Here is a 16787-nt window from a genome sequence, read left to right on the forward strand (position 1 = left end):
TGATCCGCACATCCCGTGGCTCGAACGCATCGCATCGACCCCGCACGACACGACGCACGAACCACGCACGATCCCTGCCCGATCCACGAACCTCACGGAGAAGAGAGCCGTTATGGACTTCCTTCGCCCCGGCAGCTGGGAGGAGGCGCTCGCCGCTAAGGCCGAGCACCCCACAGCCGTGCCGATCGCAGGCGGCACCGATGTCATGGTCGAGATCAACTTCGACCACCGCCGCCCCGAGTACCTCCTCGACCTGGGCCGCATCAATGAGCTGAGCGAGTGGGAGGTGGGCGGAGGGCCCCGGAACGACACCGTCCGGCTCGGCGCCTCCGTCCCGTACACCAAGATCATGGAACATCTGCGGACCGAGCTGCCGGGTCTGGCGCTCGCCTCGCACACCGTCGCCTCGCCGCAGATCCGCAACCGCGGCGGCGTCGGCGGCAACCTCGGCACCGCCTCGCCCGCCGGTGACGCCCACCCGGCGCTGCTCGCCTCCGGCGCCGAGGTCGAGGTGGAGTCGGTCCGCGGCTCCCGGCGCATCCCGATCGACGACTTCTACACGGGGGTCAAGCGCAACGCCCTCGCCGAGGACGAGCTGATCCGCGCGGTGCACATCAAGAAGGCCGAAGGGCCGCAGCAGTTCTCCAAGGTCGGCACGCGCAACGCGATGGTCATCGCCGTGTGCGCCTTCGGACTCGCCCTGCACCCCGAGACCCGGACCGTGCGCACCGGCATCGGCTCGGCCGCGCCCACGCCGGTCCGCGCCAAGGAGGCCGAGCAGTTCCTCGCCGCCGCGCTCGACGAGGGCGGGTTCTGGGACAACGGAAAGATCATCACCCCGTCGGTCGCCAAGCAGTTCGCCACGCTCTGCTCCGGCGCCTGCAACCCGATCGACGACGTGCGAGGCACCGCCTCGTACCGCCGTCACGCGGTCGGCGTCATGGCGCGCCGCACGCTGACCTGGGCCTGGGAGTCGTACCGCGGCTCGGGCGTTCGCACGGAGGGAGCCGCGTAATGCGCGTCAATGTCACGGTCAACGGCCGTAAGCAGGAAGCCGACGACGTCTGGGAGGGCGAGTCCCTCCTCTACGTGCTGCGCGAGCGGATGGGGCTTCCGGGATCGAAGAACGCGTGCGAGCAGGGCGAGTGCGGATCCTGCACCGTCCGGCTCGACGGTGTGCCCGTGTGTTCGTGTCTGGTGGCTGCCGGGCAGGTCGAGGGCCGGGAGATCGTCACCGTCGAGGGGCTCGCCGAGCACGCCAAGTCCCGTACGTGTGCGTCCCACGAAGGCGGTACGACGCTTCAGGACGCGCAGGGCTGGTCCGCCAAGGGCACCGACTCGCAGACCGGTGAAGGCGGTGAACTCGCCCCGATCCAGCAGGCGTTCATCGACGCGGGCGCCGTCCAGTGCGGCTTCTGCACGCCGGGACTGCTCGTCGCGGCCGACGAGATGCTGGAGCAGAACCCGAACCCGTCCGACGCGGACATCCGCGAGGCGCTCTCCGGGAACCTCTGCCGCTGCACCGGCTACGAGAAGATCATGGACGCGGTCCGGCTCGCCGCCGCGCGCCAGACGCAGCCCGAGGGAGTCTGAGCAGCATGGGTACGACAGGAATCCCCGGCAAGGTCACCCAGGGGTCGCAGACCAAGGGCGGCATCGGCGAGTCCACGCTCCGTCCGGACGGCACCCTCAAGGTCACCGGCGAGTTCGCCTACTCCTCCGACATGTGGCACGAGGACATGTTGTGGGGCCACATTCTGCGCTCCACCACGGCGCACGCCGAGATCGTGTCCATCGACACGGCCGAGGCGCTCGCGACTCCCGGTGTCTACGCGGTCCTCACCTACGAAGACCTCCCCGCCGAAATGAAGAACTACGGCCTGGAGATCAAGGACACCCCCGTCCTCGCGCACGGCAAGGTCCGCCACCACGGCGAGCCGGTCGCCTGCATCGCGGCCGACCACCCGGAGACCGCGCGCCGCGCCGCCGCCAAGATCAAGGTGGAGTACCGCGAGCTGCCCGTCATCACCGACGAGGCCTCCGCGACCGCCCCGGACGCGATCCTCGTCCACGAGAACCGCGACGACCACCACATCGGCCACGTCCCGCACCCGAACATCGTGCACCGCCAGCCGATCATCCGCGGCAACGCCGAAGAGGCCGCCAAGAAGGCCGACTTCATCGTCTCCGGCGAGTACACCTTCGGCATGCAGGACCAGGCCTTCCTCGGCCCCGAGTCCGGCCTCGCCGTGCCGGCCGAGGACGGCGGCGTCGACCTCTACGTCGCCACGCAGTGGCTGCACTCGGACCTCGGCCAGATCGCCCCCGTCCTCGGCCTGCCCGAGGACAAGGTGCGCATGACGCTCTCCGGCGTCGGCGGCGCGTTCGGCGGTCGCGAGGACCTGTCGATGCAGATCCACGCGTGCCTCCTCGCGCTGCGCACCGGCAAGCCCGTCAAGATCGTCTACAACCGATTCGAGTCCTTCTTCGGGCACGTCCACCGCCACCCGGCGAAGCTGTACTACGAGCACGGGGCGACGAAGGACGGCAAGCTCACGCACATGAAGTGCCGCATCGTCCTCGACGGCGGCGCCTACGCCTCCGCCTCCCCGGCCGTCGTCGGCAACGCCTCGTCCCTCGCCGTCGGCCCGTACGTGCTCGACGACGTCGACATCGAGGCCATCGCCCTCTACTCCAACAACCCGCCCTGCGGCGCCATGCGCGGCTTCGGCGCGGTCCAGGCGTGCTTCGCGTACGAGGCGCAGATGGACAAGCTGGCAGACATGTTGGGCATGGACCGCGTCGCGTTCCGCCAGCTCAACGCCATGGAGCAGGGCACCATCATGCCGACGGGCCAGCCCGTCGACTCGCCCGCCCCGGTCGCCGAACTGCTGCGCCGCGTCAAGGCGATGCCGCTGCCGCCCGAGCGTCAGTGGGAGTCCAGCGAGGGCGCCGACGTGCGCCAGCTGCCCGGCGGCCTGTCCAACACCTCGCACGGCGAGGGCGTCGTACGCGGGGTCGGCTACGCCGTCGGCATCAAGAACGTCGGCTTCTCCGAAGGCTTCGACGACTACTCAACTGCCCGCGTACGCATGGAAGTTGTCGGTGGCGAGCCGGTGGCCACCGTGCACACCGCGATGGCCGAGGTCGGCCAGGGCGGCGTCACCGTGCACGCGCAGATCGCCCGCACCGAGCTGGGTGTCACGCAGGTGACCATCCACCCGGCCAACACCCAGGTCGGCTCCGCCGGTTCGACGTCCGCGTCCCGCCAGACATACGTCACCGGTGGCGCCGTCAAGAACGCCTGCGAGCTCGTCCGTGAGAAGGTCCTCGACCTCGGCCGCCGCAAGATGGGCACCTACCACCCGGCGTGGGCAACCGCCGAACTCCTCCTGGAGGGCGGCAAGGTCGTCACCGACGGCGGCGAGGTCCTCGCCGACCTCGCCGAGGTGCTCGAAGGCGAGGCCGTGGAGGTCGAGGAGGAGTGGCGGCACCGCCCCACCGAGGCCTTCGACCTGCGCACCGGGCAGGGCAACGGGCACGTGCAGTACTCCTTCGCCGCGCACCGCGCCGTCGTCGAGGTCGACACCGAACTCGGCCTCGTCAAGGTCGTCGAGCTGGCCTGCGCCCAGGACGTCGGCAAGGCGCTCAACCCGCTGTCCGTGATCGGCCAGATCCAGGGCGGCACCACGCAGGGCCTCGGCGTCGCGGTGATGGAGGAGATCATCGTCGACCCGAAGACCGCCAAGGTCAGGAACCCGTCCTTCACGGACTACCTGATCCCCACGATTCTCGACACGCCGACCATCCCGGTCGACGTGCTCGAACTCGCCGACGACCACGCCCCGTACGGGCTGCGCGGCATCGGCGAGGCACCGACCCTGTCGTCGACCCCGGCCGTCCTCGCGGCGATCCGGAACGCGACGGGCCTGGAGCTCGACCGGACGCCAGTTCGTCCCGAACATCTGACGGGAACGGGTTCCGCCTAGTCCGTTTCCGCCCGGCCCCGGCGGGGCCGGGCGGAAAGAGAGAAAGATTCCGGGGGACTTCGTCCCCCGGGCCCCCTTACGTCTCGGGCCGTCCCCCGGGTCGTGCAGCCATCCCAAAACCCGTGTGCCGTAAGGCAGTTCACGGGAGCCCCTTTGAACCTTGGGAAACGAGGCACCATGACCCACCAGTCCGTGGAGCCGAAGACCACCGCCGACGACGCGGGCGCGGGCTCGCGCCAGCCCGCCGGCAGGTCTTGGCTCGACCGCTACTTCCACATATCCGACAGAGGATCGACGTTCGCGCGCGAGGTGCGCGGCGGCATCACCACCTTCATGGCGATGTGTTACATCCTCCTGCTGAACCCGCTGCTGCTCGGCGGCCCCGACGCGGCGGGCGACAAGCTCAGCCACGCCGGACTCATCACGGCGACCGCGCTCGCCGCCGCCGTGTCCACCCTGCTGATGGGCTTCCTCGGCAAGGTGCCGCTCGCGCTCGCCGCGGGCCTGTCCGTCTCCGGTGTGCTCGCCGCCCAGGTCGCGCCCAACATGACGTGGCCGCAGGCCATGGGCATGTGTGTGATGTACGGCGTGGTGATCGTGCTGCTGGTCGTCACCGGCCTGCGCGAGATCATCATGAACGCGATCCCGCTCGCCCTGAAGCACGGCATCACCATCGGCATCGGCATGTTCATCGCGCTGATCGGCCTGGTCAACGCCGGCTTCGTCGGCAAGGGCAACCCGGTGACGCTGGGGACGGGCGGACAGCTCAAGGGCTGGCCCGTCCTGCTCTTCGCGATCACCCTCCTCCTCATCTTCATGCTCCAGGCCCGCAACATCCCCGGCGCCATCCTGATCGGCATCGTCGCCGGCACGGTCCTCGCGGTCATCGTCAACGCGGTCTTCGACCTCAGCCCGAAGGTCTGGGGCGGCAGCCCGCCCGAGCTGACCGGCAGCGCAGTCTCCATGCCCGACTTCTCGCTCTTCGGGCATGTCGAGTTCGGCGGCTGGGACTCCATCGGCGGCCTGACCGTCGGCATGATCGTGTTCACGCTCGTGCTCGCAGGCTTCTTCGACGCGATGGCCACCATCATCGGCGTCGGCACCGAGGCCGGGCTCGCCGACGAGAAGGGCCGTATGCCGGGCCTGTCCAAGGCGCTGTTCATCGACGGCGCGGGCGGCGCGATCGGCGGTGTGGCGGGGGCCTCCGGGCAGACCGTCTTCGTCGAGTCCGCCACGGGTGTCGGCGAGGGCGCCCGCACCGGCCTGTCGTCCGCCGTCACCGGCATCCTCTTCGCGCTCGGCCTGTTCTTCACGCCGCTCGCGCAGATCGTGCCCGGCCAGGTCGCCGCCGCCGCGCTCGTCGTCATCGGCGCGATGATGATGCAGAACGCCCGGCACGTGGACTGGTCCGACCGGGCCGTGGCCGTGCCGGTGTTCCTCACGGTCGCCCTGATGCCGTTCACGTACTCCATCACCGCCGGTGTCGGCGCCGGAGTCATCGCGTACACGGCGATCAAGGCGGCGCAGGGGAAGTTCCGCGAGATCGGCGCCTTCATGTGGGTGCTGACGCTCGTCTTCATTGTGTACTTCGGCCTGCACCCGATCGAGAGCTGGATGGGCGTCAAGTAGCCCTGCCACCCTGCCCATCCCCTGAACCGTCGAGGAGACCGAGACATGCTGGACATCGCCGAAGAGCTGCACCGGTGGGTCGAGCAGGGACGCGACTTCGCCGTGGCCACCGTGGTGGCCGTCGGCGGCAGCGCGCCCCGGCAGCCGGGCGCGGCGCTCGCCGTCGACAGCGAGGGCACCGCGATCGGCTCGGTCTCCGGCGGCTGCGTGGAAGGCACGGTGTACGAGCTGTGCGGACAGGCCATCGAGGACGGGCAGCCGGTCCTCGAACGGTTCGGCTACAGCGACGACGACGCCTTCGCCGTGGGACTCACCTGCGGTGGCGTCATCGACATCCTCGTCACGCCTGTACGTGCGTCCGACACGGCCGTACGTGGGGTGCTCGCGCAGGCGCTGGACGCCGCCGCCACGGGGGAGGCGGCGGCGCTCGCGCGCGTCGTGTCGGGACCGGCGGGCCTGCTGGGGCGGGCGCTCCTCGTCCGCCCCGACGGCTCGTACGAGGGCGGGTTCGGGGCCCATCCGGAGCTCGACCGCACGGTGGCGGGGGAGGCGGGCGCGTATCTCGATGCGGGCCGCACCGGCACGCTGGAGATCGGCGAGCAGGGCTCACGGTGCGGTTCGCCGCTGACGGTCCTGGTCGAGTCGTCCGTCCCGGCCCCGCGCATGATCGTGTTCGGCGCGATCGACTTCGCGTCGGCCCTTGTGCGGATGGGCAGGTTCCTCGGCTACCGGGTCACCGTGTGCGACGCGCGGCCCGTGTTCGCGACGGCGGCGCGGTTCCCCGACGCCGACGAGATAGTCGTCGAGTGGCCGCACAAGTACCTGGAGCGGGTGGCGGCTGAGGTCGACGGCCGCACGGTGCTGTGCGTACTCACCCACGACGCCAAATTCGACGTACCGCTGCTCCAGCTCGCGCTGCGGCTCCCGGTCGCGTACGTCGGGGCGATGGGCTCGCGCCGCACCCACCTGGACCGCAATGAGCGCTTGCGCGAAGTGGGCGTCACCGACCTGGAGTTGGCACGCCTGCGTTCCCCGATCGGCCTCGACCTGGGCGCCCGTACGCCGGAGGAGGTGGCGGTGTCCATCGCCTCCGAGATCGTGGCGGGCCGGCGGGGCGGCACGGGGCTGTCCCTGACGGGGGCGCACACCCCGATCCACCACGAGCCGACCCCCGCGCGACGGGTCGATTCGGTGGCGTGAATCAACCAAGCCCCTGCGGCGTTCGAACAGCGGGTTCCGGTATTTCAAGCCTCGCCGACGGTTGAGGCGCGGGGCCCCGGTCTTTTGGCCGGCGGCGGTGTGGGTTCCGGTATTTCGAGCCTCGCTGGCGTTTGAGGTGCGGGGTCCCGGTCTTTTGGTCGGCGGCGGGGCGGGGTCCGGAATTTCAAGCCTCGCCGGCGTTTGAGGCGCGGGGTCCGGGGCGGAGCCCCGTGGCGTAGGCAACGACGGGCGACACCAAGACGCGGCGTACTTGACGTTCGGGGCGCCCCGGTCGACTCTCTGTGGGAGCGCTCCCGCAAGGTGGCGGGAGCCTCCCGCAAGGCCGACCGCGCCCCGCCCGACCGGACCCAGGAGTCACCGTGCGAAGACCCCTCAGACGCGCCGCAGCCACAGCCGCCGCAACGCTCGCCCTCCTCCTCGCCGCGCCGCAGGCCTTCGCCGCCGAGCAGTCGGCGGATGCCGGCCACAGCGCGAAGCTCTACACCCCCGACCCCAACCCGGACGCCGTCCGGCAGATCGCGGGGCTCGTCAAGGCCGGCCAGTACCGCGACGCCGTCCGGGTCACCGCGATGATCGCCACGCCGCAGGCCGTCTGGTTCGGCGACCAGAGCCCCGCCGAGGTCGAGAGGCTCGCCCGCGACGTGGTCAGGGACGCCGACCGGCGCGACGCCCTCCCAACGTTCGCGCTCTACAACATCCCGGGCCGCGACTGCTCCAACTACTCCGCGGGCGGCGCCGCCACCACCGCCGAGTACCAGGCCTGGATCGACGCCGTCGCCCGCGGCATCGGCTCCCGCGACGCCATGGTCGTCCTCGAACCCGACGCACTGGCCCTGCTCCCCGCCGACTGCGGCCAGGACGATGCCCAGGGCACCAAGACCGCCGCGCGTTACACCGAAGTCAACTACGCGGTCGACCGACTGGAGCCACTGCGCGGCACCCGCGTCTACCTCGACACCGGCCACCCCGGCTGGCACAGCGTCAACTCCATCGTGCCGCGCCTGATCAAGGGCGGCGTCGAGCAGGCCGCCGGCTTCTACACCAACGCGTCGAACTACTTCACCGACGACGCCAACTCCTGGTACGGCAAGCTGATCTCGTCCTGCATCGCGTACGTCGAGAAGTCCTCCGGGGACGCCGCCGACTGCCCGAACCAGCAGACCCCGCGCGCCGAGGCGCAGACCTGGATCGACGCCCACGTGCGGGTCCCGGCCTCCCGGATGGCGCACTTCGTGACGGACTCCAGCCGCAACGGCAGGGGCCCGTGGACCCCGCCCGCAGGCAAGTACACCGACGCACAGGACTGGTGCAACCCGCCGGACCGCGGCCTCGGCGCCCGCCCGACCCTGCGTACCGGCGACCCCTTGCAGGACGCCCGCCTGTGGATCAAGACGCCGGGGGAGTCGGACGGCCTGTGCCTGCGCGGCACCGAGGGCCCCGAGGACCCGGAGCGGGGCACGGTCGACCCGAAGGCGGGGGACTGGTTCCCGCAGCAGGCGCTCGAACTGGCGCGGTACGCCAAGCCGCCGCTGCTGCCCGGGAAGTGACGCTCACCCGGTCACTGCCGGTGCCGTGACGTTTCTTCGGTGCCGCTCTCGTCGGTGCCGCTCTCGTCGGTGCCGCTCTCCTCGGCGTCGCCCTCTTCGGCGTCGTCGAGGAGACCGTCCACCGCCCGCCCGAAGACCCACCGCCCCGCCGCCGCGACCACCCGGTCCGCGGCGCGGGGCACTCCGCGTACCCGCAGCTCCTCGCGCCACTCCACGCGCGAGCCACCGTCGCCGAGCGCCCGCACCTCGAACTCGGCCCAGCCGGTGACGACACGGCCGCGCTTCTCCATCCGGCAGCGGCGCGGCGGCTGCCAGGCGACGACCTCCATCGGGTCGTCGAAGCCGCACCGGCCCACGCCGGTGCGCGCCACGAACACCGTGCCCGCCGCGTCCGGCGGCGGGGTCGTCACCGTGACACGGGTGAGCGGCACGGAGTCCCCGTGCCGCTCCCAGTCGGTCAGCCGCCGCCACGCCTCGGAGGCGCGCAGCGACGTGTCACGGACGATGCTGATATGGGCGGTCATGTCGTGATGGTATGCACACGTCCGGGTGCGGGGGCCGCGCCGGGGTCCGGGCGGCGTGTCGCGCGGGGCTCCAACTCGGAGCCCAGCGCGCCCAGTTGCCGTACCGCTGGCCGGTCGGTCCCCGGGTTGGCTACTTGTGACCGATTGACAGGCGGGGTCCCGCACCCGATCGTTTGCTTCGGGGTGTGACACCTGACGGTTGGGGGACCGCGATGAGGTGGCAGGGGGGCGCGTCGTCCGGCGACGCGGAGCAGCAGGGGAGCGGTGCGTTCGGACCGCCTCCGCAGATGCCATCGGCACCGCCGATACCAGGGTTTCCGCCGGTGCCGCCGGGGCCGCCCGGCTTCGGTCCGGCGCAGGAACTCGGGTCCGGGCCGCCAGCACGGCCGCCCGCCGGGCCCGCCGATCCGGTGCGCGCCGTCGCGGCGGGGCTGCTCAACCTCAGCGGGCTCGGCCTGGGGTACGTCCTCGTACGGAGCCGGCTGCTCGCGCTGCTGTGCGTCGCCGCCACGGCCGCCCTGCTCACCCTCGCGCTGCCCGCCGACCCGGACGGGGTGCCCGGATGGGCGCTGATCGGGTACGCGGCGCTGCTGCTCGCCGCGGTGGCGGACGGCGCGCGGCGCGGGCTCCGGGCACCCGCAACTGCCGTACAGATCAAGCCGGTTGTGGCGATCGTGCTCGGCCTCGCGCTGCTCGCCGTGCCCGCGGGGGGCGCCGTCGCGTACGGCGGTCTGCGCGACGACGCCGTCGAGGAGATGCTGCTCGACCGGCTCGACCGCGCCGACGCCCTCGTCCAGAAGGCCTCCGGCCGCGACTTCGCCGAGGCCCGCGCCGACTACCGCACGGCGCTCGGCCGGTACCGCGACCTCGCCGAGGACCACCCGGACTCCCGGGCGGCGCACCGCGTGCACGACAGCCTCGACGCCTACTACAAGGCGGTGTCCGCGCCGTACACCGACGGCGAGCACTGCGCCGCCGTCGCACCCCTCGAACACCTGCGGACGGTGCCGGACACCGTCGACCGCGCCGTCCTCGGCTCCCTCGCGGCCTGGCCCGACAAGCCGCTCGCCGCCTCGCTCCTGAAGTGCGGCACGGGAAAGCTCGGCGCCGCCGGGTCCGACGGCCGGGGCGGCGAACTGGGCCAACTCCTGCGTACGTTCCCGGAGTCGGCGCAGGCGGACCAGGTGGAGCCCGCCGTGCGCGCGGCCGTCGAGCGGCGCGCGGGCGAGCTGAAGGGCGCGGAACCGTGCGCCGCCACCAGTGCGCTGCGCCGCATCGGCGACACCGCGAAACAGCTGCCCGCGCCCGCACCCGCGCACCTGCGCGGCGGGGTCGCGACGGCCGTGGAGGACGGGGCGTACGCCTGCGGCATCGACCAGTTCGAGGACAAGAAGTTCGGTGCGGCGCGCACGTCGCTCACGGACTTCGCGGGCACGTACAAGAGCGACAAGCGGCGGGCCCGCGCCCAGCAGGTCGCCATCGCCGCCGAGATCGCGCGGCTGCGTCCCGCCGCGGGCGACAGGCTGCCGCCGAAGGGCACGGCGGGCGGCTCCCGTATGGAGATGGTGATCAGCAACGACGGGCCCGACCCGGTCGAGGTCCTCTACACCGGCCCGGTCACCGGCCGGATCACCATCGCCGCCTGCGGGTCCTGCAAGACGTATCCGACGGAGGCGGCGGGCCGCGGCAAGGCGTGCAAGGCGAGCGGCAAGAGCTACCCGAAGAAGACGCTGCGGCTGCCCGCGGGCACGTACCACTTCCTGCACAAGCCGGGCGGCCGCAGCGCGACGGCGCTGGGGCGCGCCGCCGGCGGCAGCATCACGTCGGGCTTCTCCTACACACAGTGCAGCTACGTCGTGCGCGACGACCTGGGAGGCCGGGTCTGACCCGGAACTGACGGTGAACGGGACGCCGGGACGTGGTGCCGGTCACCTTGGCCATCGCTCGCCCGGTGGGTGAGCATCGGGAGGGAGGCGAGTTCAGAGCCAGTCCCTCCGCTTGAAAATCACATACAAACTGACACACACCACACCCATCAGGCCGACCGCGAACGGATACCCGAAGCCCCACCCCAGTTCCGGCATGTTCTCGAAGTTCATCCCGTAAATCGTTCCCACCAACGTGGGAGCGAACAAGATGGCCGCCCACGACGAGATCTTCTTGATCTCCTCGTTCTGCTCGAAGCCCGCCTCCGCGAGCGCCCGCATCTCCGCGTTCTGCTGCTGGGTGACCAGCGTCGCGTTCACCGTGAGGATGTCGGCGAGGGCCTGGCGGAAGACGTCGACGCGTTCGCTGGTGTGGGTGACGTGGTCGGCCACGTCGCGGAGGTAGCGCTGGAGTTCCTCGTCCGTGCCGTATTTCGCGAAGCCCGCCATCAGGGCGTGCAGCATGCCGACCAGGGGACGGGTCGCGCGCTGGAACTCGACCATTTCGCGGGAGAGTTCGTAGATGCGGCGGGAGACCGCGGGGGCGCCGGAGAAGACCTCCGTCTCGATCTCGTCGACGTCGTTCTGGACGCCGGACACCACCGGCGCGTAGCCGTCGACGACCGCGTCCAGGATGGCGTAGAGGACCGCCTCCGGGCCGAGTCGGAGCAGATCGGGGGTCGACTCCATGCGGCCGCGGACCGCGGAGAGGTCGGGGGCCGCGCCGTGCCGGACGGTGATGACGAAGTCGGGGCCGACGAATACGTGCAGTTCGCCGAACTCGACCTCCTCCGGCGCGTCCAGATAGCGGGCCGCGCGCAGGACGACGAAGAGGGTCTCCCCGTAACGCTCCAGTTTCGGCCGCTGGTGTGCCTCCATCGCGTCCTCGACGGCGAGTTCGTGCAGGTCGAACTCGGCGGCCAGCGACTTGAGTTCCGAGTCGGAGGGGCGGGCCAGGCCGATCCACGCCATCGTGCGCGGCTTCTCGCGCAGCTGCCGATAGGTGTCCGTGAGGGTCTCCGGAGTCGCGACCCGCACCCCGTCCCGGTACAGCGCCGCGTTCACCACACTGTCCTGGTCCTGCGGCGCCGGGGCGCTCGCGGGCGCGGTCGGCGGATCGGCGGGCGGGGGCGCCGGGTCGGCCGACCTGCGCCAGGAGTAGCGGCGCGCCCCACCGTGCTCGTTGCGGCCGGCTCGTCCCTGCCGTCGTGGCATCGCCGCCTCCCTCCGTAGTCGAGTGATTGACGCTGACGGGTCCCCGGCAGGGTAACCAGCGAAGGTGACACCACGGTGCAGCGCATCGCGGCATCGGCGGTAAAGCGGTCAGCATCTGGCCTAGTTCCCCGCTACCTTCCCCGTATGACGACGAAGCCGATGACCGCCCGCGCCCTGGGGCGCGCCACCCTGGAGCGCCAACTCCTGCTCGAACGGCGGCCGCTGAGCGTCGAGGACGCCGTCGACCGGCTGCTCGGGCTGCAGGCGCAGGAGGTCAGGCCGCCGTATCTCGCGCTCGCCGCGCGCCTCGCCGACTTCACCCCCGCCGCGCTCTCCACCGCCCTGGAGCGGCGCCGCGTGGCCCGGCTCGTCACCATGCGCTCCACCATCCACCTGCACACCGTGGACGACTGCATGACGCTGCGCCCCCTCGTGCAGCCCGCCCGCGACCGGGAGTTGCGGATGTTCCGCAAGGGTCTCGTCGGCGTCGACCTGGACCGGCTCACCGAGCTGACCCGGCGGTACGTCGAGGAGGAGCCGCGCACCCCGAAGGAGATCCGGGAACTGCTCCTGCGGTACTGGCCCGAAGCCGACCCGCAGGCCCTCACCATCGCGGCCCGCGGCTGCCTCCCCCTCGTCCAGGTCACACCGCGCGGCCTGTGGCGGCGCAGCGGCGGGGTGCGGCTGACCACCGCCGAGCAGTGGTTCGGCCGGCCCGCCGAGCCGACGCCCGCCCCCGACGACACGATCCTGCGCTACCTCGGCACCTTCGGGCCCGCCTCCGTAAAGGACTTCCAGCAGTGGGCCGGCATCACCCGGACCAAGGAGGCCTTCGAGCGGCTGCGGCCCCGGCTCGTGACCTTTCGCGACGATCGCGGCGTCGAGCTGTTCGACCTGCCCGACGCTCCCCGCCCCGACGAGGACACGCCCGCGCCGCCGCGCCTGCTCGCCGAGTTCGACAACCTTCTCCTGTCGCACGCCGACCGCACCCGGGTGATCCACGAGGCCGACCGGGGCCGCAACTGGCAGGTGAACACCGCCTACTTGACGTTCCTCGTCGACGGATTCCTGGCCGGTCTGTGGACTCTCAAGGAGAACGGGGAGGCGGGCAGCGTGCTCACCCTTGAACCCTTCCGACAGCTCACGCGGGCCCAGCGCGAGGAACTCGTCGCCGAAGCGGAGCGCACCACCGCGGTCCTGGAGGCGCCCGGCCCGGTCACCGTGGACTTCGGCACCGTCCGCACATGAACCTCAGTCCGCGCGGCCCGTCGCCGCCACCGTCACGCCGAGGCCTATCAGTGCGAAGCCGCCCGTCCCGCCGATCATCGACAGCCGCCGGTCCGAGCGCGCGAACCAGGTGCGCGCTGCCGACGCCGTGAGCCCCCACAGTGTGTCCGTGACCAGGCCTATGGAGATCGGGACCAGGCCCAGCAGGAGCATCTGCGTCGTGGCGTGACCCGCGTCCTGGTTCACGAACTGCGGGAGCACCGCGGCGAAGAAGACGATGCCCTTCGGGTTCGTGACACCCACGAGCACCCCGTCGACCACCGTGCGCAGATCACCGCGCGCGGGTCCCGCCGGGCCCCGAATGTCCGAGGCCTTCAGGTCACGCCGGTGCCGGAACGCCTGCACGCCCAGATATATGAGGTACGCCGCGCCCGCCAGCTTCACCGCCAGGAACAGCCCCGCCGACCGCTCCACGAGCGCGCCGACCCCGAGTGCCACCGCCACCACCAGCAGGTACGAGCCGACAACATTGCCGAGCGCCGTCGCCACCGCCGTCCGCCGCCCGTGCGCCAGCGCCCGGCCGATCACGAACAGCACGCTGGGTCCCGGAATCACGATCACCAGCAGCGACATCGCCGCGAACGCCAGGTACCGGTCCATCGACACCATGTCAGTCACCGTTCCTCACCCCCGCCGACCATTCAAGCCCACGCCACTGACAATCACCCGGCCCCCGGCGCCCCTACGGCAATATCCCGGCCCGCCTCGCCGCCACCACGGCCTCTCCCCGCGTATGCGTCCCCAACTTCCGCATGGCGGAGCGCAGATACCCCTTCACGGTCTCCGGGCGAAGACCGAGCCGCTCGCCCGCCCCCGCGTTCGTCGCCCCCACCGCCACGCACGTGAGCACATCCACCTCCCGCGGCGTGAGCGTCACCGGCGCCTCCGCGGGCCGCACCGGATCCGACGCCAAGGACAACTTGCCGCACACCGCGAGGAGTTCGGAGCGCAGCGCCGGGTCGACGAGCTTCGGCGCGAGCGCCCGCAGCGCCCCGTGCGCCTCCCGGACCTCCTCCCACGCCCCGGCGTCCTCGGCGGCCGGGGCCCGCGTCACGGCCAGCAGGGCCTTGACCTCGTCGCGCACCACGAGCGCCTGCTCCACGTCCCGCGCCGCCGCCATCGCCGCGTCGAGCGCCCGGTCACCGAGCGGCCGGGCCGTGCGCAGCGCCCCGTACAGGACACCCCGTACCCGGCGCCGCACGACGACGGGCACGGCGAGGACCGAGTGCAGGCCCTCGGCCGCGACCGCGGCGTCGTACTCGTGGCTGATGTGCCGCGAGCCCTGGTAGTCGGTGACGGCGCACGCCCTGGCGAGGCTGAGGGCCTTGCCGCCCAGGCCGTTGCCCGCGGCCACGCCGAGGCCGCGCAGCGCGCCGGTCGCCGCGCCGCTGAACTCGGCGATCCGCACCCGCCCCGCGTCGGCGGTCAGCCCTCCGAACGCCACCGGAAGCCCCGTGCCCCGGCGCAGCCGCACCAACGCGGCCCGCATCTCGACCGCATCGGCCGTTCCCGCGCTCACCCGTCCATCACCTCGCCGCGCACTGTTCACCCCCGTATGGGGGTGGTGAGACCTGTGTCACTGCCTACACGATGGCAGACACGGCCCGCGACGGTACGACTGTGAAGAGGCGACGACCATGCGTGTACCCATGACGATCACGGATTTCCTGGAGCGGGCGGAACTCGGCTTCAGGGACAGCGTCGGCGTGGTGGACGAGCCGAGCCAGCCCGCGGCCGTCGTCCCCACGGCGACGTACGGGACGTTCGCCGAGCGGGTCCGGGCCTGGCAGGCCGGGTTCGACGCGTTGGGTGTGGGAGAGGGTGAGCGGGTGGCCGTGGCGAGCCACAACTCGTCCCGTCTCCTTGAGCTGTTGTTCGCGCTCCCGATGAGCGGGCGGATCTGCGTGCCGCTCAACTTCCGTCTGAAGCCGGACGAGGTCGAGTACATGGTGCGGCAGAGCGGCGCGTCCGCCTTCCTGGTCGATCCGGAACTGGACGGTGCGCTGTCGGGCGTCAAGGCGCGGCACCGTTTCGTACTCGGCGAGCAGACGGAGACGGAGCTGATGCGCTTCGGCGTCGAGCCGCGCCCGTGGTCAGCGCCCGACGAGGACGCGACGGCGACGATCAACTACACGTCCGGCACGACCGCCCGCCCGAAAGGCGTGCAGCTGAACCACCGCAACATCTGGGTCAACGGCCTGACCTTCGGCCTGCACACCCGGGTGTGGGAGCGGGACGTCTACATGCACACGCTGCCGATGTTCCACTGCAACGGCTGGGGCATGCCGTACGTGATGGCCGGCCTGGGCGTGAAGCAGGTGGTGCTGCGGAAGGTGGACGGCGGGGAGATCCTGCGCCGGGTGGACGAGCACGGGGTCACGTTGATGTGCGGGGCGCCGGCGGTGTGGAAGGCGGCTCTGGATGCGGCGGCGGACTGGCAGGGGCCGGTTCCGGGCCGGGACCGGGTGCGGGTCGTGTGCGCGGGCGCGCCGCCGCCGAGCAGGCTGATCCAGCGCGTGGAGGAGGAGTTGGGCTGGGAGTTCACGCAGATCTACGGCCTGACGGAGACGTCCCCGCTGCTGACGTTCAACCGCACGCGCCCGCAGGACGCGCACCTGCCCGGTGAGGAGCGGGCGCGGAAGCTGGCGCGGGCGGGACTGCCCGCGCTCGGCGTGAAACTGGACGTCTCCGGCACGGGCGAGGTGCTGGCCCGGTCGAACACGGCCCTGGAGGGCTACTGGGACAAGCCGGAGGAGAGTGAAGTCGCCCTGGAGGGCGGCTGGTTCCACACGGGCGACGGCGGGACGGTCGACGAGACGGACGGCCACCTGACGATCTCGGACCGGAAGAAGGACGTGATCATCACCGGTGGTGAGAACGTCTCGTCGATCGAGGTGGAGGACGTGATCTTCCGGCATCCGGCGGTGGCCGAGGTGGCCGTGATCGGAGTGCCGAGCGAGAAGTGGGGCGAGACGATCAAGGCGCTGGTGGTCCTGGCGGAGGGCGAGCCGGTCTCGGAGGCGGAGATCGTCGCGCACTGCAAGGAGCGGATGGCCGGATACAAGGCGCCGACCAGCGTGGAGTTCCGGGACTCGATCCCGCGGACGGCCACCGGCAAGATCCAGAAGTTCAAGCTGCGGGAGCCGTACTGGGATGGGTGGGAGCGGGGCGTGAACTAGGTCGTGTTTCGCAACACGACCTGGGGTGCGGGCACGCGCGGCAGGCGCCTGGCTGCGGCGGTCCGGCCGGTTGGTCCTGGTCCTGATCCTGCTGAGGAGCGAGGAGCTGAGTACGCCCGGTCGGCCCGCGTCCGGCCCGATGGGGTGCGCGTTGTGCGGGCCGCACAGGCCGCGGGCATCGCGGGCGGCGCCGTCCTGCTGAGGCAGGACGGATACGTCGTCCGGGCGGCAGTGGGCGGGCCGCTGGAGAGCGTGCCGAGGTCCTGGCTGG

Annotated in this window: 12 protein-coding genes and 1 pseudogene; 9 read left to right on the forward strand and 4 right to left on the reverse strand. The window is 71.7% G+C overall.

Annotated features, from left to right (window positions below):
- Window positions 1-112 precede the first annotated feature (112 nt).
- The 6 genes from ACFYWS_RS14875 (at window position 113) to ACFYWS_RS14900 (ending at window position 8386) form a co-directional block, all read left to right on the forward strand.
- The gene (locus ACFYWS_RS14875) at window positions 113-1015 is read left to right on the forward strand and encodes an FAD binding domain-containing protein (protein ID WP_389275052.1); all 903 of its coding nucleotides are present in this window, start codon (window positions 113-115) and stop codon (window positions 1013-1015) included.
- Window positions 1015-1593, forward strand: a complete 579-nt coding sequence (locus ACFYWS_RS14880; protein WP_389275055.1) for a (2Fe-2S)-binding protein — start codon at window positions 1015-1017, stop codon at window positions 1591-1593. Before ACFYWS_RS14875 ends, ACFYWS_RS14880 begins: the two co-directional genes overlap by 1 nt.
- A gap of 5 nt (window positions 1594-1598) precedes the next feature.
- Window positions 1599-3989 carry a xanthine dehydrogenase family protein molybdopterin-binding subunit gene (locus tag ACFYWS_RS14885; RefSeq protein WP_389275058.1) on the forward strand — a complete coding sequence of 797 codons (2391 nt, stop codon included), beginning with the start codon at window positions 1599-1601 and terminating at the stop codon, window positions 3987-3989.
- Between the two features lie 177 nt (window positions 3990-4166).
- Entirely contained in the window at window positions 4167-5618 is a 1452-nt protein-coding gene (locus tag ACFYWS_RS14890; protein WP_389275061.1) for an NCS2 family permease, read from the forward strand.
- Window positions 5619-5663: 45 nt separating this feature from the next.
- A complete protein-coding gene (locus tag ACFYWS_RS14895) occupies window positions 5664-6818 on the forward strand; it encodes an XdhC family protein (protein ID WP_389275064.1) in 1155 nt (384 codons plus the stop codon).
- Between the two features lie 380 nt (window positions 6819-7198).
- Window positions 7199-8386 (forward strand): glycoside hydrolase family 6 protein, encoded by a 1188-nt coding sequence (locus ACFYWS_RS14900; protein WP_389275067.1) that lies wholly within the window; start codon window positions 7199-7201, stop codon window positions 8384-8386.
- A gap of 107 nt (window positions 8387-8493) precedes the next feature.
- Here the strand turns inward: ACFYWS_RS14900 and ACFYWS_RS14905 are convergent.
- Window positions 8494-8910, reverse strand: a pseudogene (locus ACFYWS_RS14905) (SRPBCC family protein); the annotation flags it as partial.
- A 323-nt stretch (window positions 8911-9233) separates the two neighbouring features.
- On the opposite strand from ACFYWS_RS14905, the gene ACFYWS_RS14910 reads away from it, so the two are divergent.
- On the forward strand, window positions 9234-10796 hold the full coding sequence (locus tag ACFYWS_RS14910; protein ID WP_389275070.1) for a hypothetical protein: 1563 nt from the start codon (window positions 9234-9236) through the stop codon (window positions 10794-10796).
- 93 nt (window positions 10797-10889) lie between these two features.
- Here the strand turns inward: ACFYWS_RS14910 and ACFYWS_RS14915 are convergent, their stop codons facing one another.
- Window positions 10890-12050 (reverse strand): magnesium and cobalt transport protein CorA, encoded by a 1161-nt coding sequence (locus tag ACFYWS_RS14915; RefSeq protein WP_389275073.1) that lies wholly within the window; start codon window positions 12048-12050, stop codon window positions 10890-10892.
- Window positions 12051-12194: 144 nt separating this feature from the next.
- Between ACFYWS_RS14915 and ACFYWS_RS14920 the strand changes: the two genes are divergently transcribed.
- Window positions 12195-13298 carry a winged helix DNA-binding domain-containing protein gene (locus ACFYWS_RS14920; protein WP_389275076.1) on the forward strand — a complete coding sequence of 368 codons (1104 nt, stop codon included), beginning with the start codon at window positions 12195-12197 and terminating at the stop codon, window positions 13296-13298.
- A gap of 3 nt (window positions 13299-13301) precedes the next feature.
- Here ACFYWS_RS14920 and ACFYWS_RS14925 read toward each other — a convergent pair whose 3' ends face one another.
- Window positions 13302-13946, reverse strand: coding sequence for a LysE family translocator (locus ACFYWS_RS14925; protein WP_389275692.1), 645 nt, complete (start codon window positions 13944-13946; stop codon window positions 13302-13304).
- A 73-nt stretch (window positions 13947-14019) separates the two neighbouring features.
- Entirely contained in the window at window positions 14020-14826 is an 807-nt protein-coding gene (locus ACFYWS_RS14930) for a response regulator transcription factor (protein WP_389275695.1), read from the reverse strand.
- 148 nt (window positions 14827-14974) lie between these two features.
- On the opposite strand from ACFYWS_RS14930, the gene ACFYWS_RS14935 reads away from it, so the two are divergent.
- Window positions 14975-16516 (forward strand): AMP-binding protein, encoded by a 1542-nt coding sequence (locus ACFYWS_RS14935; protein WP_389275080.1) that lies wholly within the window; start codon window positions 14975-14977, stop codon window positions 16514-16516.
- Window positions 16517-16787 lie beyond the last annotated feature (271 nt).

This window comes from Streptomyces sp. NPDC002795 (genome assembly GCF_042888725.1).
In the GTDB taxonomy this organism is placed as follows: Bacteria; Actinomycetota; Actinomycetes; order Streptomycetales; family Streptomycetaceae; genus Streptomyces.

Bases quoted from the DNA above. Each gene is read 5' to 3' on its own strand.
- ACFYWS_RS14915 (WP_389275073.1), bottom strand. From the start codon at position 12,050: ATGCCACGACGGCAGGGACGAGCCGGCCGCAACGAGCACGGTGGGGCG.
- ACFYWS_RS14930 (WP_389275695.1), bottom strand. From the start codon at position 14,826: ATGCGGGCCGCGTTGGTGCGGCTGCGCCGGGGCACGGGGCTTCCGGTG.
- ACFYWS_RS14885 (WP_389275058.1), top strand. From the start codon at position 1,599: ATGGGTACGACAGGAATCCCCGGCAAGGTCACCCAGGGGTCGCAGACC.
- ACFYWS_RS14935 (WP_389275080.1), top strand. From the start codon at position 14,975: ATGCGTGTACCCATGACGATCACGGATTTCCTGGAGCGGGCGGAACTC.
- ACFYWS_RS14895 (WP_389275064.1), top strand. From the start codon at position 5,664: ATGCTGGACATCGCCGAAGAGCTGCACCGGTGGGTCGAGCAGGGACGC.
- ACFYWS_RS14880 (WP_389275055.1), top strand. From the start codon at position 1,015: ATGCGCGTCAATGTCACGGTCAACGGCCGTAAGCAGGAAGCCGACGAC.
- ACFYWS_RS14925 (WP_389275692.1), bottom strand. From the start codon at position 13,946: ATGGTGTCGATGGACCGGTACCTGGCGTTCGCGGCGATGTCGCTGCTG.
- ACFYWS_RS14875 (WP_389275052.1), top strand. From the start codon at position 113: ATGGACTTCCTTCGCCCCGGCAGCTGGGAGGAGGCGCTCGCCGCTAAG.
- ACFYWS_RS14890 (WP_389275061.1), top strand. From the start codon at position 4,167: ATGACCCACCAGTCCGTGGAGCCGAAGACCACCGCCGACGACGCGGGC.
- ACFYWS_RS14920 (WP_389275076.1), top strand. From the start codon at position 12,195: ATGACGACGAAGCCGATGACCGCCCGCGCCCTGGGGCGCGCCACCCTG.